15 protein-coding genes are annotated in these 19,292 nt (G+C 61.8%); 3 read left to right on the top strand and 12 right to left on the bottom strand.

Annotation, left to right across the window (positions count from 1 at the left end; all coding sequences use genetic code 11):
- Positions 1 to 117 precede the first annotated feature (117 nt).
- From KEM60_RS09785 to smc, 9 genes are all read right to left on the bottom strand, one after another.
- Positions 118 to 1,209 (bottom strand): sugar-binding protein, encoded by a 1,092-nt coding sequence (locus KEM60_RS09785; RefSeq protein ID WP_219107318.1) that lies wholly within the window; start codon positions 1,207 to 1,209, stop codon positions 118 to 120.
- Positions 1,210 to 1,366: 157 nt separating this feature from the next.
- Complete coding sequence (gene mmsB, locus KEM60_RS09780; RefSeq protein WP_219107317.1) at positions 1,367 to 2,629, bottom strand: multiple monosaccharide ABC transporter permease; 1,263 nt, start codon at positions 2,627 to 2,629, stop codon at positions 1,367 to 1,369.
- Positions 2,630 to 2,660: 31 nt separating this feature from the next.
- Positions 2,661 to 4,268: a multiple monosaccharide ABC transporter ATP-binding protein gene (gene mmsA / locus KEM60_RS09775; RefSeq protein WP_219107316.1), complete on the bottom strand. Its 1,608-nt coding sequence runs from the start codon at positions 4,266 to 4,268 to the stop codon at positions 2,661 to 2,663.
- 134 nt (positions 4,269 to 4,402) lie between these two features.
- Positions 4,403 to 5,635, bottom strand: a complete 1,233-nt coding sequence (locus KEM60_RS09770; protein ID WP_219107315.1) for an ROK family transcriptional regulator — start codon at positions 5,633 to 5,635, stop codon at positions 4,403 to 4,405.
- Between the two features lie 72 nt (positions 5,636 to 5,707).
- Positions 5,708 to 6,973, bottom strand: coding sequence for an ammonium transporter (locus tag KEM60_RS09765; RefSeq protein WP_219107314.1), 1,266 nt, complete (start codon positions 6,971 to 6,973; stop codon positions 5,708 to 5,710).
- Positions 6,974 to 7,159: 186 nt separating this feature from the next.
- Entirely contained in the window at positions 7,160 to 8,602 is a 1,443-nt protein-coding gene (locus tag KEM60_RS09760; protein ID WP_219107313.1) for a hypothetical protein, read from the bottom strand.
- A 26-nt stretch (positions 8,603 to 8,628) separates the two neighbouring features.
- Positions 8,629 to 9,777, bottom strand: a complete 1,149-nt coding sequence (gene ftsY, locus KEM60_RS09755; RefSeq protein ID WP_219107312.1) for a signal recognition particle-docking protein FtsY — start codon at positions 9,775 to 9,777, stop codon at positions 8,629 to 8,631.
- Positions 9,778 to 10,016: 239 nt separating this feature from the next.
- On the bottom strand, positions 10,017 to 10,268 hold the full coding sequence (locus tag KEM60_RS09750; RefSeq protein ID WP_219107311.1) for a hypothetical protein: 252 nt from the start codon (positions 10,266 to 10,268) through the stop codon (positions 10,017 to 10,019).
- Positions 10,269 to 10,401: 133 nt separating this feature from the next.
- Positions 10,402 to 13,989 carry a chromosome segregation protein SMC gene (gene smc, locus KEM60_RS09745; RefSeq protein ID WP_219107310.1) on the bottom strand — a complete coding sequence of 1,196 codons (3,588 nt, stop codon included), beginning with the start codon at positions 13,987 to 13,989 and terminating at the stop codon, positions 10,402 to 10,404.
- A 202-nt stretch (positions 13,990 to 14,191) separates the two neighbouring features.
- Between smc and KEM60_RS09740 the strand changes: the two genes are divergently transcribed.
- The 3 genes from KEM60_RS09740 (at position 14,192) to KEM60_RS09730 (ending at position 17,172) form a co-directional block, all read left to right on the top strand.
- On the top strand, positions 14,192 to 15,043 hold the full coding sequence (locus KEM60_RS09740; RefSeq protein WP_219107309.1) for an LppX_LprAFG lipoprotein: 852 nt from the start codon (positions 14,192 to 14,194) through the stop codon (positions 15,041 to 15,043).
- 202 nt (positions 15,044 to 15,245) lie between these two features.
- Positions 15,246 to 16,220, top strand: a complete 975-nt coding sequence (locus KEM60_RS09735; protein WP_219107308.1) for a hypothetical protein — start codon at positions 15,246 to 15,248, stop codon at positions 16,218 to 16,220.
- A 133-nt stretch (positions 16,221 to 16,353) separates the two neighbouring features.
- Complete coding sequence (locus KEM60_RS09730) at positions 16,354 to 17,172, top strand: hypothetical protein (RefSeq protein ID WP_219107307.1); 819 nt, start codon at positions 16,354 to 16,356, stop codon at positions 17,170 to 17,172.
- 30 nt (positions 17,173 to 17,202) lie between these two features.
- Here KEM60_RS09730 and KEM60_RS09725 read toward each other — a convergent pair whose 3' ends face one another.
- The 3 genes from KEM60_RS09725 to rnc form a co-directional block, all read right to left on the bottom strand.
- Positions 17,203 to 17,484: an acylphosphatase gene (locus tag KEM60_RS09725; protein ID WP_219107306.1), complete on the bottom strand. Its 282-nt coding sequence runs from the start codon at positions 17,482 to 17,484 to the stop codon at positions 17,203 to 17,205.
- A gap of 75 nt (positions 17,485 to 17,559) precedes the next feature.
- On the bottom strand, positions 17,560 to 18,468 hold the full coding sequence (mutM, locus tag KEM60_RS09720) for a bifunctional DNA-formamidopyrimidine glycosylase/DNA-(apurinic or apyrimidinic site) lyase (RefSeq protein WP_219107305.1): 909 nt from the start codon (positions 18,466 to 18,468) through the stop codon (positions 17,560 to 17,562).
- A gap of 29 nt (positions 18,469 to 18,497) precedes the next feature.
- Positions 18,498 to 19,292 (bottom strand): ribonuclease III, encoded by a 795-nt coding sequence (gene rnc / locus KEM60_RS09715; RefSeq protein ID WP_219107304.1) that lies wholly within the window; start codon positions 19,290 to 19,292, stop codon positions 18,498 to 18,500.

Genomic DNA, 19,292 nt, shown 5'->3' with positions numbered 1-19,292 from the left:
AGAAAGGGCCTCCGTCACCTTGGGGGACGAAGGCCCTTCACAGCCGTCCGCAGATCGACGTCGAATCACCAACATCGATCTGCGGCGCGGGTCATCCGATCACGGGTCGGTACGACGTCACTGCACGACCTTGGACAGCGTCGGGTCGTTGGAGTAGGCCTCTCGGGCATTGGCCTTGGTCACAATGACCGGCTCCAGCAGGTTTGCCGGAACGACTTTGACGCCGTTGTTGTACTGCTTCTCATCGGTCACCTTGGCCTTCTGGCCCTTCTGCAGGGAGGTCAGCATGTCCATCGTTGCTTCCACCAGCTTGCGGGTGTCCTTGTTGATCGTGGAGTACTGCTCCCCGGCCATGATCGACTTGACCGACTCGACTTCAGAGTCCTGACCGGTCACCACTGGAACCGGCTTGTTGGCAGCCTTCACTGACGTGATTGCCGCACGGGCCAAGGTGTCGTTGGGTGAGAGGATCCCGTCCAAGGTGGCAGAGCTGTAGTTAGAGGTCATCAGCGCGTCCATGCGCTTCTGGGCGTTTTCAGCCTTCCACCCCTGGGTGGTGACCTGGCTGAAGTCCTTCTGACCGGAAGCAATCTTCAGCGTGCCATCGTCGATCTTGGGCTTGAGGACGCTCATCGCGCCTTCGAAGAAGACCTTGCTGTTGGAGTCGTCCGCTGATCCGGCGAACAGCTCAACGTTGTATGGACCGTTTTCTTTCTTGGCGTGCATGCCGTCCAGCAAGGCTTGCCCTTGGAGCTGCCCCACCTTGAAGTTGTCGAAGGCGACGTAGTAGTCGACGTCCTGAGCGTTCAGGATCAACCGGTCGTAGGCGATGACAACCGCGCCAGCGTCGTGCGCAGCTTTGACCTGGCTACTCAACTGCCCACCGTCGACCGCACCGATCACGATCACCTTGGCACCCTTGGTGATCATCGTCTGGATCTGGTTTTGCTGTTCGGAGACTCCGTTGTTGGCGAACTGGACGTCGCTCTTAAAGCCAGCCTTTGACAGGCCGTCCTTGAACAACTGCTCAGCCAGGGACCAGTTCTCGGATGTCTTCTGCGGCAGGGCAATTCCGATATAGGAGTCGGCGGCGAACCCTGAGGCGGAACCGGATCCGGAACCGTTGTCGGAATCCGAACGACCACAACCGGTGAGGGCCAGCGTGCTCACAGCGGTGAGCGCGACGGCGATCTTGGTGATCCGACGCATGATGGTCAACTTTCTGTGTGGGTGGAACTTGGTGAGATCACGAATGTGAAAGAAATGAAACCCCCGCCGACGTACCGTACGCCGATCGGACGAGCACCGTGAGGTGAATGAGTCATCTGAGATGAAAGGGAAAGGGGTGGTTCGCTCCCCTGAAGGATCACACGGTGTCTTGAGGCACCTTGGCGGCGGCCACCGGAGCGGACGCAGCCTGAGTGGCGGCTCGCTTGGCCATCAGATATCCGAGAATCGAGGGGCGCCCCTGCTGCTTGTTCAGCACATCGACAGCAACAGCGACAAGCAAGACCAGCCCCTTGATGATGTACGTCGCGTCAGCGCCGACCCCCATGAGCTGCAGACCGTTGTTGAGCATTGCCATGACCAGACCACCGATCATGGAGCCCACCACGGTGCCGACACCTCCGGAGACGGCGGCGCCACCGATGAAGACCGCGGCAATGGCGTCAAGTTCCCAGCCGACACCGTCAGCCGGACCAGAGGCATTGGATCGGGCGACAAACATCATCCCGGCCAGCGCCGCCAACACCGACATATTCATCATGACCAGGAAATAAACTCGCTTGCTCTTGACTCCGGACAGTTCGGCAGCGTTGCGGTTGCCACCTACCGCATACACATGCCGACCGATGACTGTCTTGTTGGCCACGAAGCTATACAGCAGGATCAGCAGTCCAAGGATGATGCCGGAGATCGGCAACGACGTCCCCCGTCGACCACTGGCCATCAACAGCATGACCGCCATGATGGCCACGCAGATGAGCACCGTCCGCACGGCCACGATCGCGACGCTTTCCATGTCAGCACCGATCTTGCGCTGCGCCGACCGAGTGCGCAGCACACCACTCACGATCACCGCGCAGACAATGATTCCCAGCAACACCGTGAGGTTATTAAAACCAGTGTTCGGACCGACCTCAGGAAGATAGCCGTCGCCGATGAAGTTGAACTCTTTAGGAGTGGCAACGGTCAATGATTTTCCAATCATCTGATTCGCGCCACGGAAAATCATGTATCCAGCAAGAGTGACGATGAAGCCGGGGACCCCAACGTAGGCCACCCACCATCCCTGCCAGGCTCCGATCAGCACGCCCAGGAGCAGTCCTAGCAGGATCGCGACGTACCACGGCATCCCCCAGTCGCTCATGGACTTTGCCACCACGATCCCCACCACCGCGGCGACCGAACCGACTGAGAGGTCAATATGACCGGCAATGATCACAAAAACCATGCCGATCGCGAGGACCAAGATGTAAGCGTTGCCTTGGATGATGTTGATGATGTTCTGCGGACTGACGGCAACCCCGTTGGTCATCCACGCGAAGAAAGCCGTGATGATCGCCAGGGCCAGCACCATGCCGAACTGGCGTATGTCTCCGCCGAAGATCTTCTTGACGGTATTCATGGGTGTTCTCGCTCGCTATCTTGTGCGGGGCTCAGACGGCCCGGGATGCGTCGGCCGCCGCAGCGGTCACAGCCTGTTTGGAAGTGGTAGTCATGAGGCGCATCAGGTTTTCCTGAGTGGCCTCAGCCTTGTCCAGGCAGCCAGTGATGGTGCCCTCACAGATGGTGTAAATCCGGTCAGATAGACCGAGGAGTTCCGGAAGCTCAGAGGAGACCACAATGACGCCTTTACCCTCGTCGGCAAGCTTCTGGATGATGCCGTAGATCTCATACTTCGCGCCGACGTCGATACCTCGAGTCGGCTCATCAAGAATGAGCAGTTCAGGATCGGTGAACAACCATTTAGCCAGAACGACCTTCTGCTGGTTTCCGCCAGACAGTTTGGCGACGCCTTCGTCCACGTTTGGCGTCTTGGTCCGCATGGCCCGCCGATATTCCTCTGCTGCGGCGTACTCCTCACGGTCCGACACCACGACGCCGTGGGTGATCTTGCGAAGTTTGGCAGCAACTGTGGTGCGCTTGATGTCGTCCAGCAAGTTCAGACCGAGCACCTTGCGGTCCTCAGTGACATAGCCAATTCCCGCCTCGATCGCGTCAGCCACGCTCTTCAACGCTACCGGGCGTCCGTTCAGCAGAATTTGACCGCCATGATGGATTCCATAGCTTCGACCGAACAGCGAGCGCATGAGTTCGGTGCGACCAGCTCCCATCACCCCAGCAAAACCGACAATCTCGCCTCGCCGGACATGGAAATTCGACTTCTTGCACACCATCCGACCTGGGACGGAAGGATGCTCCACCGTCCAGTCGCGCACTTCAAAGAAGATCTCCCCAATCGAGGGGGTGTGCGCGGGGAATCGGGATTCCAGTGGGCGACCCACCATTCCCTTGATGATGCGATCTTCGTCGACCTCTCCAGAACGGACATCCAGGGTCTCGATGGATCGACCGTCCCGGATGATCGTCACCGAGTCAGCGATTTGAGCAATCTCATTGAGTTTGTGGCTGATCATAATCGAGGTCATACCCCGGTCGCGCAACCCCGAGATCAGGTCGAGCAGATGCGCCGAATCACTCTCGTTGAGTGCCGCTGTGGGCTCATCAAGAATCAACAGCTTGACGTTTTTGCTGAAAGCCTTAGCAATCTCAACCAGCTGCTGCTTGCCAACGCCGATATTCTTGACCGGAGTCTCAGGATCTTCATGCAGACCCACTCTGGCCATGAGTTCCTTGGCCTTGTTGTTGGTGGCGACCCAGTCGATCGCCCCCCGCGAGGTGGTCTCATTCCCCAGGAAGATATTTTCGGCGATGGAGAGTTCGGGGATCAACGCCAATTCCTGGTGAATGATGACGATCCCGGCATGCTCGCTGGAGCGAATATCTTTGAAGGAAACCTCTTCCCCTTCAAAGATGATTTTTCCGTCGTAGCTTCCATGCGGCCATACACCGGAAAGCACCTTCATCAGGGTCGATTTCCCGGCACCGTTCTCGCCGCAGATGGCATGGACCTCGCCGCGACGTACGGTAAGCGTGACGTCGTCAAGCGCCTTCACCCCTGGAAATCGCTTGGTGATACGCCGCATCTCCAGGATGATTCCCTGGTTTGCGTCTCGGCTCGCGCCGGTGTCCTGGGCTGTCATACGCCGTCGTACTCCCTTCGACCGGGAGGGCGGCTCCGAGCCACCCTGCCCGTTGAAGAAGTGAACACTACCCCCAGACTTGGGGTCAAGTCCTTAACACAAAACGTTGCGCACCAGAGATGAATGTCGTTTCATCACAACGAAATCAGTGATGAACCCGGCAACCAGGTCTCCTCTTGCGCCTGCTGGAACACCAAGGAACACGCCCCTAATGCCTCAGCGCGCTCACCCAATGAAGTGGCCACTACCTCGGTGGCCACACTGACTGTGGGAGAGGCATACCGTCGCAAGCCCCGACGTACCGGAGCCAGCAAGGTCTCCCCCAACGGCGCTAACGGCCCGCCGATCACTGCCACCGACGGATTTAACATGTTGGCCATCGTCCCCAGGACCTGCCCCAGGGCCAACCCCGCATCCTCAAGAACCCGACCAGCAGCCGGGTTTCCCGAGTCCACGAGCTCCACTAGGCGCCCCACTCCTGCCTCCGGTTCGACCACACCGGTGCGAGCCAAGGCCTCCAGCATCACGGCCGTTGAGGCCACTGTCTCCAGACAGCCTCGGTTGCCACATCGGCAGACCTGACCATGTTCTGAGACAGGGATATGCCCAATTTCCCCAGTGATGCCCATCGCCCCGCGATACACCTGCCCGGACAAGATCAGCCCAGAACCGATACCACTAGCCACTTTCAGGAACAGCAAATGGTCAACATCCACATAGGGACCCCACGTGACCTCAGCCAAAGCCCCAAGATTGGCGTCATTGTCCAAGAACACCGGCAACCCTAAAGCCGCTCGGAGACGATCTACTGGCCGAAAACCCACCCAGGTCGGCAAGATAATCCCGTGCGCGATCTCACCGGTGCGAGCATCGATCGGGCCTGGGATCCCCACACCACACCCTACGACATCCTGTCGCCGTCGACCCGCCCGCCGCAGGAGGACCGACAACAGCTGATCTGCGCGAGCGATACTCTCTTCCGCGCTGTGGCGAGGCGGCAAGGACACTGCCTCCTCGGCCACCACATCCCTGCTCAACGTGGCCAGGATGATGCGCAGATGTCGCCGACCAATGTCGATACCTGCCGCCACTTTCCCACTGGACGGCCCACCCAACTCCACCAGGACCGCACGCCGCCCCGACGCTGTGGTGGGGCTGGTCAGCACCGACCCTTCATCCCGCAGGCTCGCCACGATGTTGGAAATCGTCGCGGTAGACAAGCCGGTGACCCTACTCAACGCCGCCTGAGTCATCGGTCCGTTCTCAGCCAACGCCGAGAGCACCCGACGCGTATTCGCGGTGCGCAACGCCCGCTGAGAACCAGCCCCGGGGCCACGGTCCACCGAGCCCACGACGCCGTCATCCATGCCGCCATGATGGGACGATCAGGCCCTTGTCGTCAAGAATTTAAGACAACACGATCCCTGAGGAAGTCGAGGCTAAACCTTCAACTCGTACGCCGATTCAGCGTGGAGGACCACATCGACACCCTCCAACTCAGCCTCCCGATCCACCCGGAAACCCCACAGGCGATGCAAGGCAAAACCGATCAGTAACGTTGCCACAAAGGCGACTACCAGGACGACCAGCGCCCCCACCACCTGACGCCACAACTGATCAAAGCCCCCGCCGTAAAGCAGCCCGTCCACTCCGGCAGGAGCATGCGCCGAAGCGAAGAACCCGATCAACACCGTGCCGACCAGACCGCCGATGAGGTGCACCCCCACCACATCCAAGCTGTCGTCGTATCCGAATCGGTGCTTAAGCCCCACCGTCGATGCACACGCCACCCCCGTCAGCGCCCCGATCGCAACTGCACCGACGGGAGTCACCGCATGACAGCCAGGAGTGATGGACACCAAGCCACTCACCACCCCAGACGCCGCACCCAGCGACGTGGCCCGCCCATCACGCACATGCTCCACCACTAGCCAGGCACAACAGGCCGCTGAGGAAGCCGCCAAGGTATTCACGGCGACTACCGCGGCCGTCGTGCCGGCTCCCAACGCCGACCCGGCGTTAAACCCAAACCATCCGAACCACAACAACCCAGCACCCAACATGACCAACGTCAGATTATGAGGACGCATCGGATCTGAACCGAAGCCATGCCGATTACCGACCACAAAGACCAACGCCAATGCTCCGGCACCCGCGCAGATATGAATGGCCGTCCCACCAGCAAAATCGATCGCTCGGACTGAATTAGCGATCCATCCACCTTGGATAGGGCGACCTAAAAAATCCTGGCGATCAAAAGCAAAGACCCAGTGGGCGACCGGAAAATACACCACCGTCGCCCACACCACAGTGAACACCATCCAGGTTGAAAATTTTGCCCTATCAGCTATCGCCCCAGAGATCAAAGCCACTGCGATGATCGCAAAAGCGGCTTGAAACAACACAAACGCCATCGCGGGGACCGTCCCAGAGATTGCCTTCGGACTCAGCAAGTCGTCCAGCCCTAGCAAATCTCGCGGATCGCCCACCAATCCTCCCCACGAAGGACCGAACGCCAGGCCAAAACCCCACAGCACCCAGCTCACCCCTACGGTGGCCATCGACCCGAAGCTCATCATCATCATGTTCAAGACGCTCTTGCTGCGTACCATCCCCCCGTAGAAGAAGGACAGCCCCACCGTCATCAGCAGGACCATGGCCGAGCTCATCAAGAGCCATGCAGTGTCACCGGAGTCGATCGTCATGCCCCCACCATCAGGGCATCAAGTTTCCCAAGAAGGACATCGTTGTTTCACTCGTGAAAACGATCTTCGTGCAATGTGACAAACAGATGTCATCGCAGCTTGATCTGCATCCCCCCGGATACAGAAGCGGCCCCGGCCGCCTCACCCGCGGCCGGGGCCATACCCCTGTCTCCCACATCCCAAACTCTAGGAACCGGGCCTGAGAATCCCCTGGGTGGGACCTTCCAATCTCCTGGCATGTGGTGATGATGAATCATCAAATGTGTGATTTTCACGGCCATGACCGCCAAAATCCCATGGGCTCGGAGAATCTGGAGGCACCGCATCGAGCTCCAGCGGTCCGGAAACTCGACGCCGCCGCCCGACAAAACGCCATGTCAACGCGCCCAACGCTAAGACGCCCGGAATCAACGCTCCCAGACACCACGCCAACCAGGGCACCGCGTCCCGATCATCAACTCCAGGCAGCTCCGCCCCGACCGGTAGCGCACGCCCCCACGCCAACATCGCCTCATGCAACGCCTGCTGACGAGACAACGAGTCTCCGTCCTCACCCAGCACGGGCCCCAGGACCAAGGTGGCTTCTCGAGAGATCTGATCGGCTAATTCAGCGCTGCCATGGGTACGCGCCGCAACAAAGGTCAGCAGTGTCGCTGCTGGGGAGACTCCCGCGACCAACGGCCCATGCTCCCCCATCCCGTCTTCACCTCCGGGATATTCACAGACGGCGACCAGCCCCAGCCGCGGACACAGAAAGGTGTTCTCGAATGCCACCCAATCCCGGCTCGATGTCGCCTGATCTATCGACGGCCAGAAAATCTGGGTCACAGCAGAAGACGACGCGCGAGGCCCGTCGACGACCTTTCCGTCCTCAGACAATCGGTGCGGCAACAACCTGGTACCCGGATCTCGCAACGGCTCGATCCGCCGTACCCACTCGGCAATGACCGTGCCGGCGTCCGGCACCCCGGCCACTACATCCGCACGATGCAACGCCCCTGCGAGGACCACAGTGTCTGCAGGGAAGATCAATCCAGGCCCCGAACGCAGCACCCCACCGGGTGCCGCACGCAACTCAGCCAGCAGGGGCAACGCCCGTCGCCGTACGGCGTCCCGGTCTTCCTGGCTGCCAGACAGCCGGGCCACTTCGTCTGCCAACAGCAGACCCCAGGCCTGGAGGAACACCCCACCGTTGGGGGTGATTGCGCCGCCGATCTTGGTCCGTAAGTCTGGCTCATCAAACCGTTGCAGATAAGCCCGCACCAGCGGCAATCTGACCGCCGCAGGCCTGCTGTCGTCGCCGCTCGTCGCCAGTCCCGTCAATGCCATCTCCAGCAGCGCTGATCTCGGGTCGGGCGACGTCACCACCTCAGGAGCTGCCGAATTGGTATACGGCTCCAGCCGGTGCAACTGATCGGTCAGCAAACTCTGCACGTCGTGGGGACCGAAACCAGCCTGCGCAATGCGCAACGATGACCAGCCGCTACCGATCATCACCGCCACCAACGCCAACCCCACCAAAGCCGAACCTACCCGACGTGCACCCACCACCAGCCGCGCGCGCGCCACCGGCCACCCGCCGTCCGGCCACCATCGCCGGGCTCGTTCCATCGTTCCGCGGCGAGCCATGTCGACCCACTCCTGCCACCGGCCCATCACAGGATGGCGTCCACGAATGTCTCCGGGTCGAAGGGTGCCAGGTCGTCCGGTCCCTCACCCAACCCCACCAGCTTGACAGGAACGCCAAGTCGGCGTTGCACTCCCACCACGATGCCCCCCTTTGCCGTCCCATCAAGTTTGGTCAAGACGATCCCGGTGACCTTGACGGCTTGACTAAAGACTTCGGCCTGCACCAACCCGTTTTGACCAGTTGTCGCGTCCAGCACCAAGAGCACCTCGTCGATCGGGGACTTCTTTTCGACGACCCGCTTCACCTTTTCCAATTCCGCCATCAGGTTGGCCTTGTTGTGAAGTCGACCTGCCGTGTCGATCAGGACCACATCGGCCCCCTGCTGTTGAGCCCCATCCACGGCATCGAACGCCACGGATGCCGGATCGGCACCCTCACGATCGGCGCGGATCGTGGTCACCCCGACCCGTTCCCCCCAGGTCTGCAACTGATCTGCAGCGGCAGCACGGAAGGTGTCAGCTGCCCCCAGCACGACATGACGATCCTCAGCCACCAACACCCGCGCGATCTTGCCAATCGTGGTGGTTTTTCCGGTCCCGTTGACCCCGACCACCATGATCACTGCCGGACGATCACCTTGCCGAGCCGAACACAACGACCGATCCATCGCAGGATCAACGATGCGGATCAGGTCCTCCCGCAGCCATCCACGCACGGTGGCCTCATCACGAACCCCCTCCACCAGGACCCGCTGGCGCAGTGCGGCGACCAATTCACCAGCAGCCTCAACCCCTAGGTCGGAGGACACCAAGGTGTCCTCCACGTCTTCCCAGGTTTCTTCATCCAACCGACCTCGCGACAGCAACCCCAACACGCCGCGTCCGAGGGTGGAGTTACTGCGCGCCAATCGATCCCGGAGCCGATAGAGCCGACCTGCGACATCAGCGGGTCGCTCCTGGACCAGCACGTCCGCGGTGGAGTCCCGCAGCACGCCAGGACGAGGCTCTTCCCCATCCGGTGGCGCTGCTCCCTCCTCGGGAGTGCCCGTACGACGTGCCCCCCCAGGTGGGACCCCTACACGTCCACGGAGCAGCCCGACGATCCCCCACAGGATGCTGACTGCGAGCACGACCCCGATCGCAATGAAGGCCCAGATATCGGCTAGAAAATCCACGGATCCATCCTGTCATCGCCGACCCATGACGAGGAATCATCGCGCGCGACCCGACCCATCGTTCGAATTAGTGGCAGATATCGTCCGCCCCACGGTCGCACGTCACGTTCCCTGTCGCCACAGCCCCTGGCATCCGAACGGCCAGCTACCTGATCGTCGCGAAGACGAGAGGAGCCGGCCGTAGGACCTCGCTGGTGCTCCGGTCGCTGCCCACGAGCTGCGCGGAGCGGACGTACTACTCAGATCTTGGCGGGTTCGCCGTGCGGGTCGCCCAACTCACGCGCGCTGGTGGCCAGGGCAGCAGAACGCTGGCGGGCCCGGACGGTCGCGGCGTCCGTGCGCACCCGGGCGGCGGCGAGGCGGGCCCGATTATGCGCTGGAAGGACATGTCGTCCCTCCCGGCGTGCATCGACGATCACCGAACCAACGATGAAACAACCGGTACCAAATGTGACGAGAACGAAGAGGATGAAGAGGATGAGCGCGACCATGCCCCTATTCTGGTCGGTTCCCGAGCATCATCGCCACACGCCGAGGTCAGACCCGGTCACCTGTTCATAACGATTGACGATCCAGCAGGTAACGACGCAGGACGATGCCGGAACGATGAACAACACGCCTGCTTCATCCGGGAGGCGCCGACACCGCCACATCTCGCATCCGTTGCGAGATCACCGTGGTCACTCCATCTCCTCGCATGGTGACTCCGTAGAGCGCGTCAGCGACCTCCATCGTTCGTTTCTGATGGGTGATGACGATCAACTGGCTGGAGTCGCGTAGTTCCTCGAAGAGGCTGATCAGTCGACCCAAGTTGGTGTCATCGAGAGCAGCTTCCACCTCATCCATGATGTAGAAGGGGCTGGGACGGGCTTTGAAGATCGCGACCAACAGGGCCACTGCTGTCAACGAGCGCTCCCCCCCTGAGAGCAGCGACAATCGCTTAATTCGCTTCCCCGGCGGCCGTGCCTCAACCTCAATGCCTGTGGCGAGTAAGTCCGTAGGATCGGTCAGGACAAGACGACCTTCTCCTCCTGGAAAAAGTCGGGTAAACACTCCTTCAAACTCTCGCGCGGTGTCCGCAAAAGCCTCAGCAAAAACGCGCTCAACGCGCTCATCAACCTCTTTAACGATAGCCAGAAGATCCTGTTTTCCTCGCTGAAGATCTTCCAATTGCTCCGCCAGAAAAGAGTGCCTCTCCTCCAACGCTGCAAATTCCTCGAGAGCAAGCGGATTGATCTTTCCAAGTCGGGCCAGGCCGCGCTCCGCCGTACGCAGTCTTTTCTCTTGCTCTGCACGGACGTACGGACGAGTCCGGTCCGATAATTGCGGTTCAGCACCCTCCGTCTCTTCCCACAGCGGTACCGGTTGATGCGGCCCAAACTCCTCGATCAAGGTGTGGGGATCAACCCCCAACTCGGTCGCAGCCTTAGTCTCGACCACATCAATGCGCATGCGCTGCTCGGCGCGCACCATCTCGTCTCGATGCGCCGAATCGGTGAGAACCCGGATCTCCTCGACCAGTTCATCGACCGCAGTACGGGCCAGAAGCACATGCTCCTCAGACAGGACCTGCCGAGCCCGGGCTTCCCCCTTGGCGACCTCGGCATGACCCGCGACCACCTCTAGCCGAGCCATCGCCCGTTGCGCCGCAACCTGCACAGAATGAGCCTGAGCGGCTTGATGCTCTCGCCGTTGACGCCGCTGAGCAGCCCGCTCCCGAGCAGCTTCTTCAGCCCGGGCCTGAGCTTCCAGAGAATCGGCGCGCCCAGCCACGGCACGGAGCCTTTCCTCACGTCCCCGCAGAGTCAGTCTGATCTCTGTCTCACGGGTGCGTGCCGCAGCAGCTTGCTGCTCCAACTGATCCCGCAACTCTGGAGAGTTCTGTTCAGGCTCCCGCTGTTGCGCCCGAGCCGACTCCAACCGAGCAGCCAGTTGCGCGAGCTCCGCCCGGCCGCTGACCAAGGTCACCTCGACCTGACGGATCTGGGCTCGAGCACGATCCGCCTCAACGCGCCCCGCTCTGACCTGCTGCCCCAAAGAACCCAGCTGCTCAGCGACCGCAGTGATCCTAGCGTCAGATGCATGCAGATCAGCCAACGCTGCTTCTACTTCTTGCCCTAGGCCCTCGATCTGCGACTCGACTTCAGCCAACGCGAAGCGAGCTTGTTCCCGCCGGAAACCGGCCTCTGTCACAGCTTCTCGAGCGTGATCCGCTTCTGCTTGGACTTCGAGAACGCTGGGCGCGTCCGGGCTGCCGCCCCGAACCACCCCCGGAGCGAAAACATCCCCGTCCATCGTGACCGCAGTCACCCAGGGAAAGTCGTTGCGCGTCTGCAAGGCACTGGGTGTGTCAGTCACCACCACAATGTCGTGGAGCAGCATCTCCATCGCCGCCCGGACGGAGTCGGGACAGGTGACCACCTCACTCGCCCAAACCACGCCGTCCATCACGTCGATCTGGGTGCGTGGTCTAGGATCGGCCACCGTATCCGTCACCACCATCGCTGCACGTCCACCCGACTGCTCGCGCAGCCGCTGCACCGCGTGCACCGCGTCGTCGACCGATGTCAACGCCACCGCATCAGCCGCCCAGCCCAAGGCCGCAGCCACGGCCGTCTCATATCCATCCGCCACGTTCACGAGAGTCGCTACCGACCCCAGCACCCCGATCCCGTCCCCCTCCTTCTGCCAAGCCAAGACGAGTCCGGTGCCATCTTTACGGCGTAATGCCATGTCCAGTGCCTCGACCCGCCCCTGTGCCGCGCTGCGTTCCCGCTCAGCGAGCCGCTCTTGGCGGCGGAGATCTTCGGCTCGCTCTCGGGCCAGCTCCAGGGCAGCCGCGGCTTCCTCATATGCCGCGTCCAGCCCCTCTTCACCCTCCTCGTCCTGGGCCACACTCACCTCTAAGCGAGTGAACTGCCGCTCTGCCTCGGCGGCCCGTTGAGCCGCCCGCTCAGCAGCCTCCTCCAGACGACCTATCTCAGCCTCAGCGGCATCAATTCGGCCACGTTTAGCTGCCACTTGACCGGTGAGCCGCGCCAATCCTTCACGACGGTCCGCCGCGCCCCGCTCAACCTGACTGAGCCTGTCCCGTTCGGCAACGAATTCCCCTTCAACCCGTGTACGTTCGGTGACCGCGTCTGACAGCTCTTCAGTCAACGCATCGATCTGTGACGTGAGGTCTTCCTCGTCCGCTCGGGCCCGCGCCGCCAGGTCCCGCAGCTGCTGAGGATCCTTGGCATGTCGGCCCTCCTCGCTGGGATCACGAGCCAACAATCGCATCCGCTCAGCAGCCAACGAAGCAAGGCCAGACAGCCTTTCCGACAACGCCGTCACTTCAAACCACTGGGCTTGCACACGCTGCACTTCCGGGGCGGTACGGGCGGCTGCTTCTTCGGCGACCGCACACCGCTCCCGCGCTGCTTCCAGTTGTTTCTCCACCTGCTCACGCCGCTGCGCTAGACGCTGTTCGTCGGCAACCTCCTGAGCCAACGCGCTGGTGAGCTGCACCAGGTCGTCTGCAGTCAGCCGCAGCCGTGCATCACGGGCGTCCGCTTGGATCACTGCAGCCCGCCTCGCCGTAGCCGCTTGACGCCCCAATGGCCCCAACTGGCGACGTAACTCTGCGGTGAGATCCTTGACTCGGGTGAGGTTGCCTTCCATCGCCTCCAACTTGCGCAGGGCTTTTTCCTTGCGCTTGCGATGCTTCAGGACACCCGCTGCCTCCTCAACAAACCCCCGACGCTCTTCCGGAGAAGCTCGTAAAACCGCGTCGAGCTGCCCCTGACCTACGATGACGTGCATCTCACGGCCAATGCCCGAGTCTGACAACAACTCTTGAATGTCCACCAGACGACAGGACGTGCCGTTAATGGCGTAGTCGCTGCCGCCGCCACGGAACATCGTCCGGCTGATCGTGACCTCGGTGTAGTCGATCGGCAAGGCCCCATCAGTGTTGTCGATCGTCATCGACACCTCGGCCCGTCCCAACGCCGGTCGCCCCGAGGTCCCAGCAAAGATGACGTCTTCCATCTTTCCCCCGCGCAGGGACTTCGCCCCCTGCTCCCCCATCACCCAGGCCAAGGCATCGACCACATTCGACTTGCCCGAACCGTTCGGCCCCACAATGCAGGTGATTCCTGGCTCCAGTCGAAGATGAGTCGCCGAGGCGAACGACTTGAACCCTTTGAGGGTCAGGTTCTTGACGTACACGAGGCGGGGATCTCCTGAGACGAAGACAGAGAACGCTACTCTACTCAGCAACTCCACACTTCAGAGCTGGCAGCGCGCCGAGCCGGCCCTTCACTGATCGGCTAAGGCTTATCCTGACTGGATACAGCGCGTCTCAACGCGGCAGTGGCATCGCGCAGTACGGCGACGCGGGGACATCACCACCTGGGCGGGAAACACACTCATGACCACAATCTTGACCCGAGCAACCATCACCACGCTGTGCCTCGTCGCACTCTGCAGCTGCGGCCAAGGGGGCAGCACCGGAACTCTCGAATCAACCGGTTCACCAACCAGCAGCCCCACCCCTTCAGGTCGGCTCTACCAGGCCTGCGACGGCGCACACCCGCTGGACAAGCGCATGCATGAAGCGCTGAGCACTTCTCCCTCAGCCACCACAGCGCACGTGGTAGCGACGACCGCAATGAAATTGCCCTCCCTGGGGGACACGAACTACCAAACCACGGGTGACATCGACAAGACTGATGCCGCTCACCCCAAGGTGCGCTTCGTCATGTCGAAGCCGGACCACGGCACCTACCAGCCCATGGCTGAGGTCATCGCCATCGACGGGGCTCTCTACCGCAAAGACGCCATGACACCTGGCGCTAAGTTCGTGAAAACGTCCGGGGCAGAGAACAAACTGGGCACAGACTTCGGTGCTCTCACTGATCAGGCCAGAACGATGGCAGCCACCAAAGCCGTCACCCACGTCATGTGCCTCGGCCGCGAGGACCGCGACGGCCAGCGCACTGCACACCTTCGGGTCACCCTTGACACCTCAAAACTGGAGAAAGTGCTGCCCTCCTCAGGCACCTCAGCCAAGAGCCTCGGCCTGCCCGCCACAGTCGACACCGAATCATGGATCGACGAGCAGGATCGGACAGTTGCCACCTTCATGCAGATGTCGACATCCAGCTTCCAGTACAAGCAAACGCTGTCCATCAGCAACTGGGGTAAACCCGTCTCCATCGCTGCCCCACCCGCCACGGAGGTCACCACGACCACGGACCATCCATCGCCCAGTTCGCGCTGACCTGACGGAGTGGCAGCTGGCGCCGAACTGCACTCAGCAGCAACAACATCGGCTGACACTTCGCCGTCCCAGTGCCGGACACCACGTCCCTGACATCCCACCCGCCCCACAGCGGCCCCTAGGCTGGACCTGCGGCACCAGCCGCACCCGGCTTCGGATCATTCTCTGCCGGGGGCTTCCCTCTCACCTGTCAGGGGTGTTCATGACACGGCGTATCGCGGCGATCGCCGCCCTTCCCCTCGTCCTGTGCGGACTGAGCGCCTGCGGCGGATCGGAGTCGACCCCCAGCGCGGTTGGACCGCACAGCCAGGGACCCGACGCCGCGCTCTACACCCTCTGCGCCTCCTCAGGACAGACGCTGGATCGGGATGCCTTCAACCAAGCTGTCAAAGCAGTCAAAGTCACCACCTCACACTTCGCGCTGGCGATGAAGGTGACTGACCAGAAGGGCGCGGGCGGGACTGTCCACATCACTGGAGATGCTGACGCCTCCGATCCGGCCGCTCCTCGGGTCCACGCTTTCCGATCTTCCCCAGATCAGAGCACTCCCATCGAGATGGTGCTGATCGGGCGGTCGCTCTTTGTCCGCACCGGCTCCGAGGCCTTCGCCTCCGTCGACCCCGAACGCATGATGGCCCAAACCGGTCTTGACTTCGCGCAACTCAGCAACCCCCACACCATCGTCTCCAAGGTGAAAGATGCTTTGGTCACCGTGACCTGCATGGGGCGCGCTCAGACCGGCGGCGCGGCTAGCGCGCATCTGCGGCTCACCATCGATGCCCAACGCATGAGCGCGGCCGCCACCACCCCCGCCGCTTCAGCATCCCCATCTACTCCCTCCACAGGCTCCACCCCGGCCACAGGGATTTCCACTGCCACCAGTGAATCACTAGCCAAGAAAACCGCAGCCCGGGCAGCAGCACCTGCCGCTTCATCTCCTGCCACCTCAGCAGCAGGCACCATCACCTGGGACACCTGGGTTGATCAGCAGGGACGCCCCTTGAAGACCTCATCGACAGTCAGCTCCGCCGGAATGACAGCGACCAGCGAAGGCACGTACACCAAACTCGGTGAGCCGGTGACCATTCCCACCCCCACCGCAGCGCCGGTCCGCCCTGGTGGCCCCACCTCTGCCCCCGCACCATCATCCACGAGCAACCTGTCACCTCAGCGCTGATCAGCGCACACCAGTTAGGCTGGACACGGCATCGGGCACGACAGCACATGACCAGCACGGTCCGCCATCAGCCGGGGGCAGCGGGATCGCAGCGTGTCGCCGTCGTCCCTCCCCGAGACTTCCAGGAGCCCTCATGATGCGCCACTTGACCAGACGACTCACCGCCCTCCTGATCGCGACCCCGCTAGTCCTGACAGGATGTTCGTCTGGCGACGCGGACACGCCTGCGCCCGGTCAATCTTCCAGTTCGTCGTCCGCGCCCTCGTTGACCGGCCTCAAACAGGGTCAAGACGTCGACAAGTCCACCTTCTTCGGGGCCACCCAGGCAGCACAATCCAATAAAACCTACGCGTTCACCGTGCAGGTCGGACAAGCTGGTGCCTTGTATCAAGCGACCGGTGTGGCGGACAACCGGGACTCCAACGACCGGAAACGGCAGATGACGGTGACCCGAGCTGACGGCAAGATCGTCCAGCTGATCATCGTTGGCGGACACTCCTACGAAAAAGCTGGCGCCGGCAACGACGGCACCTGGAACAAGGGACAGGTCTCCGGGCAGCTGGAGCAACTCCTCAGCGGCTCCGCCGATCGCATCGCCCAGGACAAGGACGTGGTGCGCTCCATCACCTACGCCGGTGACGAGCAGATCGACGGGGTTACCACCCGGCGTTTCGTGCTGAACCTGATGGCACCCACCAGTTCTGCGACCCCTACCGTTTCCGCTCAGGCATCCTCAGCACCGGCCGCCAGCACCTCCGCCACCGGGGACACCACCCACCAGTTGCAGTATTGGCTTGACGAACAAAACCGCCCCCGAAAAGCCGTGTCTTTCATTGATGGCCAGCAGGTCACCGCCACCTACAGCAAATGGGATGAAGGCGTGACGATCACCGCCCCCGCGAACGCCGCATCCTCAGCACCGTCCGCTTCTGGTACGGCGACGACACGCTAATCTCAGCGACCTGAGAGCGGGGGCCTGCGGTCAACGTTCCTCAAAGCCCTGCAGATCTGTTCTCGGCGTACCCCACTGGGTAGTGACCGAAGCGACTCGGCCAGGTCGTCTCGTGGTGCTCGGAAACTCTGTGATCAGGCTCTCCAAGGCTTCGACAGCAGACCGTTCCCCCTGGGCACACACCTCAACCCTGCCATCGGTGAGGTTGCGGGCGTAGCCGATGACACCGAGCTCCAGCGCTCTCGACCTGGTCCACCACCGGAAACCCACACCCTGAACTCGTCCATGCACCCAGATCGTCGCTTTATCCACGGAGTCAGAGCCTACGCGTCTGGTTGACGAGGCACCTGACGGGGCACAACTGTCATGGCCTGCCTCCGCAGGTCGCTAGCCCAGGTGGCCTGGGTAGATCTGACAGCGCGGGCAGAAATGTGAGGAGCGGTTCATGAACTGTTCCCGCCGAATCGTGGCCCCACAACGGCGGCAGGGCTGACCCTGGCGTCCGTACACATCCAACGATCGGTCGAAGTATCCGCTCGCGCCGTTGACGTTGACATACAACGCATCAAAACTCGTGCCTCCCGCCCCCAAGGCTTGGGTCATGACCTCTGCGGCATGCCCTATCAACGCCCTGACGTCGGTCGCATGCAGATCGTGACAGCGACACTCCCCGTGGATCTGGGACCGCCAGAGCGCTTCATCGGCGTAAATATTGCCGATCCCACTGACGACGGTCTGATCCAGCAGAGCTCGTTTAATCCCGCTTCGACGACGACGTACGACGTCAACGACGTGCTCGACATCAAATGCTGGTTCTAACGGGTCGCACGCGATGTGAGAGACCGGCGCCGGCACTCCGGAGGTGAGCTCAGGACGCCGCGCTCGTAGATCAGGAACGAGATCGCTCAGCAGCAGGCCCCCGAAGGTGCGCTGATCCACGAATCGAAGTTGGCTGCCGCCATCGGCAAAATCAATCGTGGCATGTTGGTGCCGGTGAGCGGGACGTTCAGGGTCAGTGACCAGCATCTGTCCGCTCATACCCAGATGAATCACTAAAGCGTGATCTGCTGGCACATCTGAACGCGCCGACTCCGCCAACACCATCCAGAGGTATTTGCCGCGACGCCGTACCTCCCTGACGACCTGACCAGTAAGACGAGCGATCAGGTCGTCAGGTCCGCCGTCGTGACGACGCGCCACCCGATGTCCGTTCAGCCGAACGGCCTCGATCTGGCGGCCGACGGTGTGTGCGGCGAGCCCACGACGGACTACCTCCACCTCAGGCAGCTCTGGCATCTCGTGATCTTTCCGGGGCCGAAAAACGGTTAGGGAATGATCTGGGCAGGTCCCTCCACCGCTTCTGCCGCGTCAGCGGCATCCCGGGTGGCGGTCTGCGCTCGTCGATCCAGTTCGGTCCAGGCAACCTCAGCGGCCCGCTGCTCGGCTTCTTTCTTAGAGTGACCGGTCCCCTCGCCGAGGACCTCGGACCCCAAAACAGCATGGGCGGTGAAGACCTTGGCGTGGTCTGGGCCGTCCTCACTGACCCGATATTCAGGAGCACCATAGGCTCCTGCCGCTGCCATTTCCTGCAAACTGGTCTTCCAGTCCAGGCCAGCGCCCAATCGGGTCGAAGCACGCATCAGCGGATCAACCAGGTGATGCACGAAAACCCGTGAGGTCTCGATGCCTTCAGCGATATAGACCGCCCCGATGAGTGCTTCCACCGTATCGGCAAGGATCGAGGCCTTGTCGCGGCCGCCGGTGGTCTCTTCACCCCGGCCCAACAGCAGGAAGTCACCCAAGCCCAGCGTTCGACCGACGGCGGCTAGCGCCCGCATGTTGACGCAAGCGGCACGCAGCTTGGCCAGCTGGCCTTCGGGAAGATCTGGATGGTCGCCGTACAGCGACTCGGTCACGACAAGACCCAACACCGAGTCGCCCAAAAATTCGAGACGTTCGTTGTTGGGGATGCCGCCATGTTCGTAGGCGTAGCTGCGATGTGTCAGAGCATGCCGGAGCGCCCCCTCGTCGAGCCGAACGCCAAGGATCTCATCGATCCTGGCGACGAGCTCGGCGACGGGGCGTTCCTCAGTGCGTACGCTCTTGTGGCCAGATCCCAT

The sequence above is a fragment of the Austwickia sp. TVS 96-490-7B genome (assembly GCF_019331795.1).
Classification (GTDB): Bacteria; Actinomycetota; Actinomycetes; order Actinomycetales; family Dermatophilaceae; genus Austwickia.
Note: the sequence above shows the minus strand (reverse complement) of the source record. Positions and strands in the feature narration are given on the sequence as shown.

Bases quoted from the DNA above. Each gene is read 5' to 3' on its own strand.
- rnc (WP_219107304.1), bottom strand. From the start codon at position 19,292: ATGGGATCTGGCCACAAGAGCGTACGCACTGAGGAACGCCCCGTCGCC.
- mutM (WP_219107305.1), bottom strand. From the start codon at position 18,468: ATGCCAGAGCTGCCTGAGGTGGAGGTAGTCCGTCGTGGGCTCGCCGCA.
- KEM60_RS09785 (WP_219107318.1), bottom strand. From the start codon at position 1,209: ATGCGTCGGATCACCAAGATCGCCGTCGCGCTCACCGCTGTGAGCACG.
- KEM60_RS09760 (WP_219107313.1), bottom strand. From the start codon at position 8,602: ATGGCTCGCCGCGGAACGATGGAACGAGCCCGGCGATGGTGGCCGGAC.
- KEM60_RS09750 (WP_219107311.1), bottom strand. From the start codon at position 10,268: ATGGTCGCGCTCATCCTCTTCATCCTCTTCGTTCTCGTCACATTTGGT.
- mmsB (WP_219107317.1), bottom strand. From the start codon at position 2,629: ATGAATACCGTCAAGAAGATCTTCGGCGGAGACATACGCCAGTTCGGC.
- KEM60_RS09735 (WP_219107308.1), top strand. From the start codon at position 15,246: ATGACACGGCGTATCGCGGCGATCGCCGCCCTTCCCCTCGTCCTGTGC.
- mmsA (WP_219107316.1), bottom strand. From the start codon at position 4,268: ATGACAGCCCAGGACACCGGCGCGAGCCGAGACGCAAACCAGGGAATC.
- KEM60_RS09770 (WP_219107315.1), bottom strand. From the start codon at position 5,635: ATGGATGACGGCGTCGTGGGCTCGGTGGACCGTGGCCCCGGGGCTGGT.
- KEM60_RS09740 (WP_219107309.1), top strand. From the start codon at position 14,192: ATGACCACAATCTTGACCCGAGCAACCATCACCACGCTGTGCCTCGTC.
- KEM60_RS09765 (WP_219107314.1), bottom strand. From the start codon at position 6,973: ATGACGATCGACTCCGGTGACACTGCATGGCTCTTGATGAGCTCGGCC.
- KEM60_RS09730 (WP_219107307.1), top strand. From the start codon at position 16,354: ATGATGCGCCACTTGACCAGACGACTCACCGCCCTCCTGATCGCGACC.